Origin of the sequence: Pseudomonas fluorescens, from assembly GCF_902498065.1 — a bacterium.
GTDB classification, from domain to species: Bacteria; Pseudomonadota; Gammaproteobacteria; order Pseudomonadales; family Pseudomonadaceae; genus Aquipseudomonas; species Aquipseudomonas fluorescens_BJ.
This window is the reverse complement of record NZ_CABVIR010000012.1, coordinates 57391-69738: the sequence shown is the minus strand read 5'-3', so window position 1 is coordinate 69738 and position 12348 is coordinate 57391. Positions and strand designations below refer to the sequence as shown.

General features: G+C 59.0%; 11 protein-coding genes. 8 read left to right on the top strand and 3 right to left on the bottom strand.

The genetic code is table 11. The annotated features are described in order from the left end of the window. Positions 1–233 precede the first annotated feature (233 nt). Positions 234–878: a ribosome biogenesis GTP-binding protein YihA/YsxC gene (gene yihA / locus F8N43_RS28425; RefSeq protein WP_150630687.1), complete on the bottom strand. Its 645-nt coding sequence runs from the start codon at positions 876–878 to the stop codon at positions 234–236. Between the two features lie 191 nt (positions 879–1069). On the opposite strand from yihA, the gene F8N43_RS28420 reads away from it, so the two are divergent. The 7 genes from F8N43_RS28420 (at position 1070) to F8N43_RS28390 (ending at position 8389) form a co-directional block, all read left to right on the top strand. Continuing rightward, positions 1070–1360 (top strand): c-type cytochrome, encoded by a 291-nt coding sequence (locus F8N43_RS28420; RefSeq protein ID WP_150630686.1) that lies wholly within the window; start codon positions 1070–1072, stop codon positions 1358–1360. Between the two features lie 46 nt (positions 1361–1406). Further along, a complete protein-coding gene (locus tag F8N43_RS28415) occupies positions 1407–2018 on the top strand; it encodes a c-type cytochrome (RefSeq protein WP_150630685.1) in 612 nt (203 codons plus the stop codon). Positions 2019–2218: 200 nt separating this feature from the next. Then, complete coding sequence (locus tag F8N43_RS28410) at positions 2219–2860, top strand: thiol:disulfide interchange protein DsbA/DsbL (protein WP_150654678.1); 642 nt, start codon at positions 2219–2221, stop codon at positions 2858–2860. A 14-nt stretch (positions 2861–2874) separates the two neighbouring features. Beyond that, positions 2875–3753 carry an endonuclease/exonuclease/phosphatase family protein gene (locus F8N43_RS28405; protein WP_150630683.1) on the top strand — a complete coding sequence of 293 codons (879 nt, stop codon included), beginning with the start codon at positions 2875–2877 and terminating at the stop codon, positions 3751–3753. Further along, positions 3750–5813 carry a GGDEF domain-containing protein gene (locus tag F8N43_RS28400; protein WP_150654677.1) on the top strand — a complete coding sequence of 688 codons (2064 nt, stop codon included), beginning with the start codon at positions 3750–3752 and terminating at the stop codon, positions 5811–5813. The genes F8N43_RS28405 and F8N43_RS28400 overlap by 4 nt, the downstream gene beginning before the upstream one ends. Positions 5814–5916: 103 nt before the next feature. Further along, a complete protein-coding gene (locus tag F8N43_RS28395; RefSeq protein ID WP_150654676.1) occupies positions 5917–6699 on the top strand; it encodes an N-acetylmuramoyl-L-alanine amidase in 783 nt (260 codons plus the stop codon). A gap of 76 nt (positions 6700–6775) precedes the next feature. Further along, positions 6776–8389, top strand: a complete 1614-nt coding sequence (locus tag F8N43_RS28390) for an EAL domain-containing protein (protein ID WP_150630680.1) — start codon at positions 6776–6778, stop codon at positions 8387–8389. Positions 8390–8396: 7 nt separating this feature from the next. On the opposite strand, the gene F8N43_RS28385 is transcribed toward F8N43_RS28390, so the two are convergent. Both F8N43_RS28385 and algB read right to left on the bottom strand, forming a co-directional pair. Beyond that, positions 8397–10187 (bottom strand): ATP-binding protein, encoded by a 1791-nt coding sequence (locus tag F8N43_RS28385; RefSeq protein WP_150630679.1) that lies wholly within the window; start codon positions 10185–10187, stop codon positions 8397–8399. Between the two features lie 10 nt (positions 10188–10197). After that, positions 10198–11544 carry a sigma-54-dependent response regulator transcription factor AlgB gene (gene algB, locus F8N43_RS28380; protein WP_084317523.1) on the bottom strand — a complete coding sequence of 449 codons (1347 nt, stop codon included), beginning with the start codon at positions 11542–11544 and terminating at the stop codon, positions 10198–10200. Between the two features lie 439 nt (positions 11545–11983). Between algB and F8N43_RS28375 the strand changes: the two genes are divergently transcribed. Then, positions 11984–12271: a hypothetical protein gene (locus F8N43_RS28375; RefSeq protein ID WP_150654675.1), complete on the top strand. Its 288-nt coding sequence runs from the start codon at positions 11984–11986 to the stop codon at positions 12269–12271. The last annotated feature ends 77 nt before the right edge of the window (positions 12272–12348 follow it).

Here is a 12348-nt window from a genome sequence, read left to right as displayed (position 1 = left end):
GAAGGGCGCTTATTTCGGATAGCGATCCGGCTTATTTCAAATGGTTTCTGAAACGCCGGAACTAAACCTGTGAAGTGCCACTCAGAGTTACTGAATGGCTGGTGAAGCCCTTCAATGCTCCTATGTTGTGTTAAGTGTTGGCAGATATCTGGACCCCGCCCTAGCGGTCCGGAACTTGGACCCCGGAACTTCCCCCTCCCCATAAGAAGTCCGGGGTTTTTTTTGCCTGCGATTTACTGCTCGACGGGCTCCGCGCCCTTGTCCGCCAGCTCCATCCAGCCCGCCAGTACAGTGTAGGCGTCTTCCAGGCCCAGACGTTTTGGCGCCGAAAACAGTTGAATGGTGATCGCATCACCCCAGCCTTTGCGGATATCCGACTGCACCTTGAGCAGGACGTTTTTCGCCGCGCCGTAGGTCAGTTTGTCCGCTTTGGTCAGCAGAATGTGCATCGGCATGCCACTGGCGACGGCCCAATCGAGCATCAGCAGGTCGAAATCGGTCATTGGATGACGGATGTCCATCATCAAAATCAGGCCTTTCAAACTCTCGCGACCACCCAGATAAGCTTCCAGGTGACGCTGCCAGTGCAGCTTCAACGGGATAGGTACTTTCGCGTAACCGTAACCTGGCAGGTCGACCAGACGCCGATCATCGTCTAGCTTGAAGAAGTTCAAGAGTTGCGTGCGACCCGGGGTTTTCGAGGTCCGCGCCAGGCTGGCATGCGTCAGGGTGTTCAACGCGCTGGATTTACCGGCGTTGGAACGCCCGGCGAAGGCCACTTCAAAGCCTTCGTCGTCGGGACATTGGTCGACTTTGGCAGCGCTGAGCATGAAGGTGGACTGTTGGCACAGGCCGAGGATGGGGTTCTTGAGTTGCATGGGATTTCCGATGTGGGCGGCGCCGGGAATGGACGCGGCAAGCGGTGTCGTTTCCGTTTCAGTGACGCCAGTATATAATGCCGCAGATTTTGTGTGCGCTTTGTCCCAGCGTAGGATGAAGTTCACGAGAGCGATTGACCTTGATTGCGCATTAGAACGCACAACGCTCTCAACCCTGAAAAGGTCGTTTTATGACGAAATGGCTGCTAGCTGCCGGTGTCTTGATGCCGCTTTACAGCGCTCAGGCTACACAGGATCCGGAAGCTGTGTACAACCGTGTTTGTGGTGCCTGTCATTCCGGCCAACTCCCCATGGCGCCCAGAAAGGGCGATCAGGAAGCTTGGACGCCGAGGTTGGCGAAAGGTATGGAGACGCTGGTGCAACACGTGACCCAGGGTTTCAAGGCGATGCCGCCGCGTGGTTTGTGCATGGACTGCAGTGCCGAGGATTACCAAGTCATCATCCAGTGGATGAGCGAGTGATCCCGGTCCATAACTCTTTAACCCTTAGCCGTAGTTGGATTAGCTGATGAACAAATTGATCGTGAGTCTGCTGTTGACCGTGGGGATTTCCGGTATTGCCCATGCTGCAGGTGATGCGACTGCTGGTCAGGCGAAAGCCGCAGTATGTGGCGCCTGTCATGGCCCGGATGGCAACAGCATGGCGCCTAACTTTCCGAAACTGGCAGGTCAGGGCGAGCGTTATCTGAACAAGCAGCTGCACGACATCAAGTCCGGCAAACGCACGGTACTGGAAATGACCGGGCTGCTGACCAACCTGAGCGATCAGGACCTGGCCGATATCGCCGCCTACTTCGCCAGCCAGAAAGGCAGCGTTGGCGCCGCCGATCCGAAAGTCGTGGCTCGCGGTGAAGCATTGTTCCGTGGTGGCGACATTGCCAAGGGCCTGCCAGCCTGCACCGGCTGCCACTCGCCTAATGGCGCAGGCAACGCGGCCGCCGGCTTCCCGCACCTGGGTGGCCAGCACGCGCAATACATTGCCAAGCAGCTGACCGACTTCCGCAAGGAAGAAGGCGGTCGTAGCAACGATGGCGACACCAAAACCATGCAGACCATTGCCAAACGCCTGAGCGACGAAGACATCGCTGCGGTGTCCAGCTACATTCAGGGCCTGCACTAAGACCGGCGGATAGGGCGTTATGCGAGGTGTACATCTCCTGCAACGTTAACGCTCTATTAATCCGTCGCAGCAAGTATAAAAAGGGTGGCTCAGGCCACCCTTTTTTGTGCCTGCTGCCGTTACACTACAGAACTCAAGCCCGCCACGACCTGTCTGAAAACAGGTCGCGCGAGGCGACCAAAATTGTCCAGGAGTAAAGCATGCGTAATCTGATCATCAGCGCCGCACTCGTCGCTGCCAGCCTGTTCGGCATGACTGCCCAAGCCGCCGAAGCACCTGCCGCCCCTTATGTCGAACTGAGCAATCCGGTTCCGGTTGCAGTGCCTGGCAAGATCGAAGTGGTGGAGCTGTTCTGGTACGGCTGCCCGCATTGCTACGCGTTCGAGCCAGTGATCAACCCTTGGGTCGAGAAACTGCCTTCCGACGTGAATTTCGTGCGCATTCCTGCGATGTTCGGCGGCCCATGGGACGCACACGGCCAGATGTTCCTGACCCTCGAAGCCATGGGCGTCGAGAGCAAGGTGCACGCGGCGGTCTTCAATGCGATCCAGAAAGAGCACAAGAAACTCGTCGACAAGAATGAAATGGCCGACTTCCTGGCGGCTCAAGGCGTAGACAAGGACAAGTTCCTGGCGACCTTCGATTCCTTCGCCATCAAGGGCCAGATCAACAAAGCTCGCGAGCTGGCCAAAAAGTATGAAATCTCCGGCGTTCCAACCATGATCGTCAACGGCAAGTATCGCTTTGACGTGGGTTCTGCCGGCGGCGCCGAGCAGGCGTTGCAACTGGCCGACAAACTGGTCGACAAAGAGCGAGCCGCTAACAAGGCTGCTGCCAACTAAGCGCGGCGACTGCCATGCGCCGCTGGGGAACTGAACGCGTCGTAGGCCTGCACGATCCGCGGGTCAACGAACATCACCTGGAATCGACGGGCTTGCCCGCAGACAGCCGTCTGCGCTTGCTCAGCTTCAACATCCAGGTCGGCATCAGTACCGAGCGCTATCGGCACTACCTGACCCGGGGCTGGCAACACCTGTTGCCGCACACCGGGCGTGCCGACAATCTGCAAAAGATCGGCAATCTGTTGGGCGACTTCGATCTGGTCGCCCTGCAGGAAGCCGATGGCGGCAGCCTGCGATCCGGCTACGTCAATCAAGTGGAACACCTGGCACAACTCGGCGCCTTCCCCTACTGGTATCAACAACTCAATCGCAACCTAGGTCGCCTCGGCCAGCACAGCAATGGCGTGCTCAGCCGTCTGCGCCCGTGGGCGATCGAAGATCATCCGCTGCCGGGGCCCAAGGGTCGCGGAGCGATTCTGGTGCGCTTCGGCGAAGGTCCGGAAGCGCTGGTGGTGGTCATGATGCATCTGGCGCTGGGTGCACGTACCCGCAGCATGCAACTGGCTTATATCCGCGAGTTGATTGGCGGCTATAAACACCAGGTGCTAATGGGCGACATGAACACTCATGCCAGTGACCTGCTGCAAAACTCCGCGTTGCGAGACCTCGGTCTGCTCGCGCCGCAACTGGAGGCGACCTTCCCCAGCTGGCGCCCGCAGCGCTGCCTGGACCACATTCTGCTGAGCCCGACCCTGACACTGGAAAAGGTCGAAGTGCTGGCACAACCTATTTCCGATCACCTGCCGGTCGCGGTAGAGATTCGTCTGCCGGGTTCGCTCACGGCCGATGCATTCCCCGCGTTGAGTCCTGCCCCTCGCGGAACCCCTGAATGAGCGACGAAGCACAGCGCTGGAAAGAGAAATACCTCAAAAGCATCGAACAACAGGAAAAACTCGAGCGTCGCTGGGACGCCAGGCTCGACCTGCTGCGCCGTGGTTTGGTGCGCAGTACATTAGCGGCCGAAGGCACCGACCGCGCAGTAGACCAGTGCATGAAAGAAATGCGTGAAGTCATCCGCACCAACGATATGGATGCGGGTCTGGCGGCGCTGCTTCCACGACTGGAAAAAGCTGTACTCGACTCCGAACAGCGTCGCGAAACCCGGGTCAATCAGACCAGTGCCGCCCTGACCTCGCTGGTTGCACAACTGCAAACGTTGCCGCTGCCCCGGGAAGTGAGCCGGCCACTCAAGAACTTCGCCAAAACCCTGGAAGGACGCGTCAGCCAGGCGCGCGAGATCCCGTTGCTGCTCAGCGAACTGAGCGGCCTGCAGGGCAAAGCCTTGAGTCAGCTGGAGAATCCGGCAGAACCTGGTCGTCCGGGTTTACTGCAACGATTGTTCGGCAGTCGTGAAGCGGATGAAGCCACCCCGCAAGCGGCGGCGCCTGAGGCCCAGGTGTCCGCTCCGGTGCCTGTCGAAACCATGGCTGCTTTGCCTGCCGAGGCGCCACGAGTAACCGTCGAATCCTCGCCAGCCGTTGCAGAGCCACCAGCGACCGTGCCCGAAGCCGAAACCGCTGCCGAGCCGCAGGTGATCGAGACGCCAATAGACACCCCGCCGCCCCCGACGGTCGTGGCGTTTGTGCCACCAGTGCTTGAACCCCTGCAAGCGCCCGAACCGGAAACACCGGCACAACCGGAGGCTCAACAACCAAACCAGCCTTCACCCGCCGCAATCACACCGGTTGTCGAGGCTCAACCGACCGGCAATCCCGATGAACTGACTCCGGTGGTGTTTCTCGACAGCCTGCCACTGCCCTCGGCCATGGCCCAAGCGCTGGCCGCCATCGATCCGGAACAGCCAGAACACGATATTCTCTACGCCCTTCCGGACTCGCCCGAGCCATCCTACAGCTCAGTGGCCAAGCACATCGAAGACACGCTACTGGGACTGCTCGACGACTTGTCGCTGCCCGAGCGTCACCGCCCCCAAGCCGAAGCGATGCGTGATCGCCTGCGAAACGGTTTGAACTGGTACGAACTGCTGCCGATCCTCGATGACCTGGCAACCTTGATGCTGGCAATCAACAACAGCGGCCAGCACGAGTTCGAAGTTTACTTGCAGCAACTCAACGAACGCCTTGAGTCGTTCCAGAGCAACTTGCAAGCCGCCAGCGATGGCCATGACGATAACCGATCTGCCGCTCGGCAAATGGACACGCAGATCCGCGAGCAAGTCGACGGATTGCAGAGCAGCATGCAGGACGCCGCAGACCTGGAGGACCTCAAGCACGTGCTGGAGAACCACCTCGAAGGCCTGCTCGGTACCATGGACCAACACCAGAAACAGCGCGACGAACGCGAACAGGAAGTGGCCGTCCGCCTCAAAGGCCTGGCCGAACGGGTGGCGCACATGGAGCAGGAAGCCCAGGGTTATCGCGAACACCTCGAAGAGCAACGCCAGAAAGCCTTGATCGACCCGCTGACCGGGCTGCCGAACCGGGCGGCCTGGAGCGAACGGCTCGACCACGAAATCCAACAGTGGCAGCAGCACGGCAACACCCTTCTGCTGGCCATGCTCGACCTCGACCATTTCAAACGCATCAACGATAACTATGGCCACCTGGCGGGCGACAAAGTACTGAAAATCATCGCCACGGTGTTGCGCAAACGCCTGCGTGGGACAGATTTCATTGCCCGCTTTGGCGGAGAAGAATTTGTCCTGTTAATGCCCGCCACAGCGCCGGCCGTCGGCGCGAAACTTCTGGAAAGCTTGCGCGCGGCGATCGAAGCCTGCCCGTTTCATTTCAAAAGTGAGCCGGTGACCATCACTATTTCCATGGGACTGACAGCGTTCAAGCCCGGCGAACACAGCGATGTGGTGCTTAAAAGAGCCGATCAGGCGCTGTACCGTGCAAAACATGCTGGCCGTAACCGAGTGGAACTGGGCTGACAGCCAATTGTTCCATTTTGTTTAAAAGTTCGCGCCAACCATTCTCGCGCCAGGCAGTACGTTACACTGTTGCATTACTGTCTCGCGTGTATTGCCTTCTGCCATGAAATATCTTGCTCTCATCGTGTCGCTGATCCTGTTGGCCGGCTGCACCAGCGGTCCCCGGTTCGACACCAGCCATCCCTCTGTCAATCACGACAGCCGCATTCAGTTCGTGGTGGTGCATTACACCTCCGCCTCGCTCGAACGCTCGCTGCAATTGCTGACCCGTGGCGAAGTCAGCAGCCACTACCTGATCGGCGACGATACAAACGCCACCCTCTATAAGTTGATGGATGAAAGCCAGCGGGCGTGGCACGCCGGTGAAAGTGAGTGGCAAGGCCGTACCTGGTTGAACTCCAGCTCCATCGGCATCGAAATCGTCAATCCGGGATTCAAGGAAACCCCGACCGGCGGGCGCTACTGGTACCCCTACAGCGAAGCCCAGGTCCAGTCTCTGATCGTCTTGCTCAAAGACATCAGCAAGCGCTATGCCATCAACCCACGCAGCATCATCGGCCATAGCGACATCGCTCCGCTGCGCAAGCTTGACCCGGGGCCGCTTTTCCCCTGGAAACGTCTTGCCGCCGAAGGCCTCGGCGTCTGGCCTGACGAGCAGGCTGTGGCGCGTCAACAAACCCGTTTCGATTTACAAATGCCGAGTATCAGCTGGTTTCAGGGGCAGTTGGCCCGCCTGGGGTATGCCACGCCACAAACCGGTGAACTGGATGTGGCGACGCGTCATGTGATCGCAGCGTTTCAAATGCATTTCCGACCGTCGCGCTTCGATGGCCTGCCAGACGCGCAAACCGCCGCACTGCTTCAGGTGTTGAATCAGACAAAATAATGACGCCCGCCCGACGGTCCGGGCTTTTTCCCAATCAGCAGCTATAACTCATTGGTAATTCTTCGGATATTCCCATATGCCTGCTGCTCGAGAGACACTTCGTAGCTGGTTCTATCGCCCCTGGTTTTTGGCGATACTGGCTGCTGCCTTGAGCACGACATTGCTGATGACCGGCAGCCTTTTCATGGCCTTGCATCAGGTCGAGCAGAATGAAAGCCTGGAAATGAATGCCCAGGGCGAGCGCTTCCTTGCCCGCCTGGAACAGCTTTTCGGACAGCTGCGCGAGAGCCTGGATGATCTCGAAGCTCAACCACTGCGAAGCTGCGACGACGAAATGATCGCGACGTTGCAGCAGGTCACCTTCAATTACCGCTTCGTTTACGAAGCCGCTTATATGGATGCCTCGCGGATCTGCTCGAACCGTCCTCGCCAGGAAGGGCTGTCGCTGATCCGGGCACCGGACATCAAAGGCCCCACCTACAGCTACTGGCTGAACACCACCACCGAACCCGACGAAAACCGGGCCGCGCTGATGCTCGGGCGTGGCAATTTTCGCGTCGCGACGTCTCGCGGGCATTTGACCGACATGGTCGATCTGTCACCGGGAAGCAGCCTTCTGGTGGTACTCGACCACGGCACACGTGCGATCCCGGTTCTGGGATCGTCCCAGGTCTGGCCACCGACCGAACCCTGGCCACCGAAAAGCAGTGATGCCTTGCAGATCACTCAGAGTCACCTCATCTACCGCATGCCGACCAACAACCCAGAGTACCAATTGGTGCTGATCACCCCGCGCACCGGCAAGCATGTGGCGAGCGTCTGGTGGTGGTTACTGCCGGCCAGCCTGGCACTAGGCGTGTGTGTGGGCTTCATGGTGTTTTTGCTGGTGCGCCAGCGGCAGTCGCTGGACGCCGAATTGACCGGTGCGATACGACGAGGCGAGTTGCAGGTGTTGTATCAACCGATCTTCGACCTCGACAGCCGCAACTGTGTCGGCGCCGAAGCGTTGCTGCGCTGGCGTCGGCCGGACGGCACCCTGACCAGCCCCGATCTGTTCATTCCGATGGCGGAGAACACCGGCCAGATCCGCCAGATGACCGACTTCGTCCTGCAACGCCTGCTGGAACAGCTGGGGCAGTTGTTGCGGGCCAATCCGCAACTGTACATTTCGGTGAACCTCGCGGCGTGCGATGTCATGGTGCCGCGAATCGGTCAGGTGATGGCGCGCCTGCTGACTTTGCACCGGGTTGCGGCCAAACAGATTGCCTTTGAGGTGACCGAGCGGGGATTGATTGACGTGGTGGTGGCGCGGGAAAACCTGCAAGCCCTGCGCGATGTCGGGCATCAGGTGTTGATCGATGACTTCGGCACCGGCTATTGCAGCCTCGCCTACCTGCAAACCCTGCCAGTGGACTGCCTGAAAATCGACAAAGCCTTCATCGATGCGCTGGGGCATGACGCCGCCAGCAGTGGCGTGGCACCGCACATCATTCGCATGGCCCAGTCACTGCACCTGAAGGTGATTGCCGAAGGCATCGAGCATGAGGCCCAGGCCCAATTTTTGAGCAGTGAAGGGGTGAAGTTCGGCCAGGGCTGGTTGTTCGCCCATGCATTGAGCGCCGTTCAGTTCATCGAGCTGATTACCCGGGGTAGGCGACTGGCCGGGCGACGCCTTGATGACGAGGCGTAAACGCGCGTTAAACCGCCAGCGCCATATAGAACTGCGTGCCCTGCCCCGGCCTCGAATAAACGCCCATCCGTCCACCGTGCAACTGCACGATTTCCTTGCACAACGCCAGGCCGAGCCCTGCGCCACCCTTCTTGCGCCCAACCTGAACAAAGGGTTCGAAGATACGCCCCTGCTGGCCGTAGGCGATGCCTTCACCATTATCCTCGACGCTGATGATCACCCGCTCCCCATGACGCCGTGCCTGCAAGCGTATCTGGCCCTCAGGGCCGGTATGGCGCAGAGCGTTGTCGATCAAGTTATCGAGCACTCGCTCCAGTTGCGGCTGATCGGCCTGCAACCACGGTAACGGCCCTTGTACCTCGACCAGCAGGTCGATGCCCTTCTCTTGCGCCGAATCGGCAAATCGCGACCGGGCCTGCTCCAGCAGCTCTTCGATGGAGCACGGCGCCAGCGAGAGTTTCTGCAGTCCGTTCTGGTAGCGGGAGAAGTTCAGCAAGTCGTTGATCAACTGCATCAAACGCTGCATCTCTTCATTGACCGTGTCCAGCAGATCAGCTTCTCGCGAGTCCTGCGGGAAATGCGCGCGCTCACGGAACAGGCCGAATGCCATGTGCATCCCGGTGACCGGCGTGCGCAGCTCATGGGAAGCGCGCAACACAAACTCGCTGCGCACCCGCTCGAAAGCACGCTGCTCGGTGACGTCATGCAACACCATCACCGCGCCCAGAATATGGCCCTGAGTATGACTGACCGGTGTGAGGCTGTAGGTGAGCAACCGCGACTCGCCATCGACTTCGATACTCAGGTCCTCCGGCGCCCGCTCCAACGTACCGCCCCGCAGCACCAATTGCAGCTGTTGATCCAGCTCGGGTCGTTCGAGCGCGGTGCCCAGCCCTTGGCCAAGACGATCGGTGTCCCAACCCAACTGGCGCTGCGCCACCGGGTTGAGGTGTTCCAGATGGCCATCGCGGTCGATCATCAGCAGGCCGTCGTCGATGCTGTCGAGCACCGCCTGCAAACGCTGCTGGCCCGCGAGCAACTCGTCGATGTTGGTGGCCTGATGCTGACGCAAAGCCTCGGCCATGATCCCGAATCGCTTGGTCAGCAGGTTCATTTCCACTGCCGAGGAAATCGGCAGGGTTACCTCGAAATTGCCTTGGCCGATGTTGTCGGCGGCCTGGGCCAAGGCCTCGATCGGTTCGCCGAAACGGCGTGCAATCGCATGAGCGGTGACAAAACCGATGATCAGCACCGCCAGTCCGACCAGCCCGAGCAGGCCGGCAATCAGCAGCGCTCGTTCCCGCGCCTGACGTTGCGTTTGATTGATGTTATCCAGCGCTCGCTTGTGCTCGGTAATCAGCCCGTTGCGCAACACGTTGAATTTTTCGGTGAGGTCTTCGTTGCCACTCAGGACATGAGACGGATCGCGTGTCTGGTCAAGCGCCTCAAGAAACCGCAGGTAATCGTCTTTGGCCTTTCTGAACCCGTATGGATTGCTCGCCTGGCTCTGCTCATGGGCGATGCCTTCATCCAGCAGCTGAAAATAATGCTGTTTGGACGCTTCAAACGCTGCAGCATCGGGTTTGTCACCCAGCATGAGGATCAGTTGATCGCCCAAGGTCTGACGCATCTTCAGGCCCAGGTCCAGGGTGACGAAGTTGTTGCGAATCAGCGCTTCCTGGGTTCCCGCCATCTGCATCACGCTGACCAGGCCGAGCAGAAGTCCCAGCAGCGCTACGGTGATCAGGGCGGAAATACTCAAAAAAAGCCGAGTACGCAACTTCATCGCCAGTTTCATCGTGCAAGGCTCACAAGTTGTACTGCTTGCGTTTGCGGTAGAGCGTCGAAGCGTCGATGCCGAGCGTCTTGGCGGCTTGATCCAGGGTGTCGGCGGTAGCGAGGACCGCACCGATGTGAGCTTTCTCCAGCTCATCCAGACTCAACGCTGCGCCGATGCGTGGCGCATTGTTGACCGGAGTTTCGGCCATGCCCAAGTGGCTGATTTCGACCCGCTCCTGTGGACAAATGATGCTTGCCCGCTCGACCACGTTGCGTAACTCGCGGATGTTACCGGGCCAGCGATAGCTGAGCAGCGCTTCACGGGCTTCATCACTGAAACCCCGCGCCGGACGTGCGTATTCCTTGACGAACCGGGCCAGAAAACGGTCAGCCAGGTTCAGGATATCTTCCCGTCGTTCGCGCAGCGGCGGCAGGTGCAACGTGATGACGTTCAGGCGATAGAGCAAGTCTTCGCGGAAACGGCCGTCGCGGACCATGTCTTCAAGGTTGAGGTTGGTGGCCGCGAGGATGCGCACATCGGCGCGGCGGGTGACCGGATCGCCAACGCGCTCATATTCTTTGTCCTGGATGAAACGCAGTAATTTTGGTTGCAACGTCAGGGGAAAATCGCCGATCTCGTCGAGAAACAGCGTTCCTCCATCAGCCTGATTCACTCGCCCGAGGGTGCTTTCGCTGGCGCCGGTGAACGCGCCACGGCTGTGGCCGAAGAGCTCGCTTTCCATCAATTCGGCGGTCAGCGATGGGCAGTTGATGGTGACGCAGGATTTTTTCGCGCGTTTGCTCCAGCCGTGAATGGCCTGAGACAGTTCACCCTTACCCGTACCGGACTCGCCGAGGATCAGGATGTTGGCATCCGTGCTGGCCACCTGGCGTGCGGTTTCAAGCACCACTTTCATCGCTGGGCTGTGGGAATCCAGACCGTCCTTGGGTTTGCGCACTTCACCTTCCAGCGCCTCCAGACGTGCCGACAGTTGCCGCACTTCCAGTTGCTTGGCGGTGGCCAGGCGCAATTGATCGGGGCTGCACGGCTTGACCAGATAATCAGCGGCGCCGGCCTGAATGGCATCCACCGCGGTGTCCACAGCCGAATGTGCGGTGACGATCACCACGCGCATCCACGGCGCCTGAATGCGCATCTGCGCCAACACGTCGAGGCCATTGTCCTCACCGAGGCGCAAATCCAGGAAGCACAGGTCGAACACCTGGCGTTGCAGCAGCGCATCAGCCTGGGCCGCGCTGTTGGCAGTGGCGACGCTGTAGCCTTCGTCTTCAAGACAATATCGGAACGTTCGCAGGATGGCGGACTCGTCGTCCACCAGCAGAATGCGGCCTTGGTGCTCAGTGGCTGATTCCATTTTCCTACGCTCCTTAAAGAATGATCTTGGTTAGTCCCGGAATAATCGGGCAAGTTGCATGGTTGATTCTGGTCGATTCCGACTACAGCAGGGTAGCTCTCTCCTCACCCTACGGCTAATCGCCTGATTTTGTTGTTTTTTTATCAGATAGCCGGTTTTCAGGAGATTCCCCATCTCCCCTTGTGACATCCGCGCCCTCCCCGCAATTCAAAAAAAGTGAAAGTACCTACGGATCTATCGTGCATTACGCACGACTGTGAAAGGGCCATCGTGCAGGATGCGTCCGACACGATTTTCATAAATAACGTAACTAATTGATTTTTATAGTGTTTTTAATCATAAAAAACTGGCACGCAGGCTGCAACAACCTGAATAACCAGGGCATTCAGCAACACCTAGCCCATTACAAGATCACCACAGAAGTGGGAGGAGCTTCAGGATGAATCGCCAACGTGCCGCCCAATTGCGAATCTCGCCACTGCATATCCAGCAAGGTCTGTTTGCTGTTCTGGCGCTCTTGATCACTTTGATCGGCGGCCAGCAGTTTCAGCGTTGGGAGCAGAGCCAGCAGCAAGAAGTGCCACGCGTGCCGATTCAGCATCCGACCCAAACCCACTTCAGCGCCGTCAGCAGCAGCTTCGCCGACAGCGTCCCGATGCGAATGATGGATGTCGACCAGGCTCAGCCTGCGGACGAGATGCCACGTCACGAACGTTGGGTGTTCTAAACACACGAACTTGGCGCGCTCGCTGCGCCGGGATAAGCATCACGAGCAACACCTCTAAATAGAAGCGTAAGGAGAAT

What these genes read in the sequence shown, in the direction of transcription:
- yihA (WP_150630687.1), bottom strand. Translation starts at nt 878, where the DNA reads ATGCAACTCAAGAACCCCATCCTCGGCCTGTGCCAACAGTCCACCTTC.
- F8N43_RS28420 (WP_150630686.1), top strand. Translation starts at nt 1,070, where the DNA reads ATGACGAAATGGCTGCTAGCTGCCGGTGTCTTGATGCCGCTTTACAGC.
- F8N43_RS28415 (WP_150630685.1), top strand. Translation starts at nt 1,407, where the DNA reads ATGAACAAATTGATCGTGAGTCTGCTGTTGACCGTGGGGATTTCCGGT.
- F8N43_RS28410 (WP_150654678.1), top strand. Translation starts at nt 2,219, where the DNA reads ATGCGTAATCTGATCATCAGCGCCGCACTCGTCGCTGCCAGCCTGTTC.
- F8N43_RS28405 (WP_150630683.1), top strand. Translation starts at nt 2,875, where the DNA reads ATGCGCCGCTGGGGAACTGAACGCGTCGTAGGCCTGCACGATCCGCGG.
- F8N43_RS28400 (WP_150654677.1), top strand. Translation starts at nt 3,750, where the DNA reads ATGAGCGACGAAGCACAGCGCTGGAAAGAGAAATACCTCAAAAGCATC.
- F8N43_RS28395 (WP_150654676.1), top strand. Translation starts at nt 5,917, where the DNA reads ATGAAATATCTTGCTCTCATCGTGTCGCTGATCCTGTTGGCCGGCTGC.
- F8N43_RS28390 (WP_150630680.1), top strand. Translation starts at nt 6,776, where the DNA reads ATGCCTGCTGCTCGAGAGACACTTCGTAGCTGGTTCTATCGCCCCTGG.
- F8N43_RS28385 (WP_150630679.1), bottom strand. Translation starts at nt 10,187, where the DNA reads ATGAAACTGGCGATGAAGTTGCGTACTCGGCTTTTTTTGAGTATTTCC.
- algB (WP_084317523.1), bottom strand. Translation starts at nt 11,544, where the DNA reads ATGGAATCAGCCACTGAGCACCAAGGCCGCATTCTGCTGGTGGACGAC.
- F8N43_RS28375 (WP_150654675.1), top strand. Translation starts at nt 11,984, where the DNA reads ATGAATCGCCAACGTGCCGCCCAATTGCGAATCTCGCCACTGCATATC.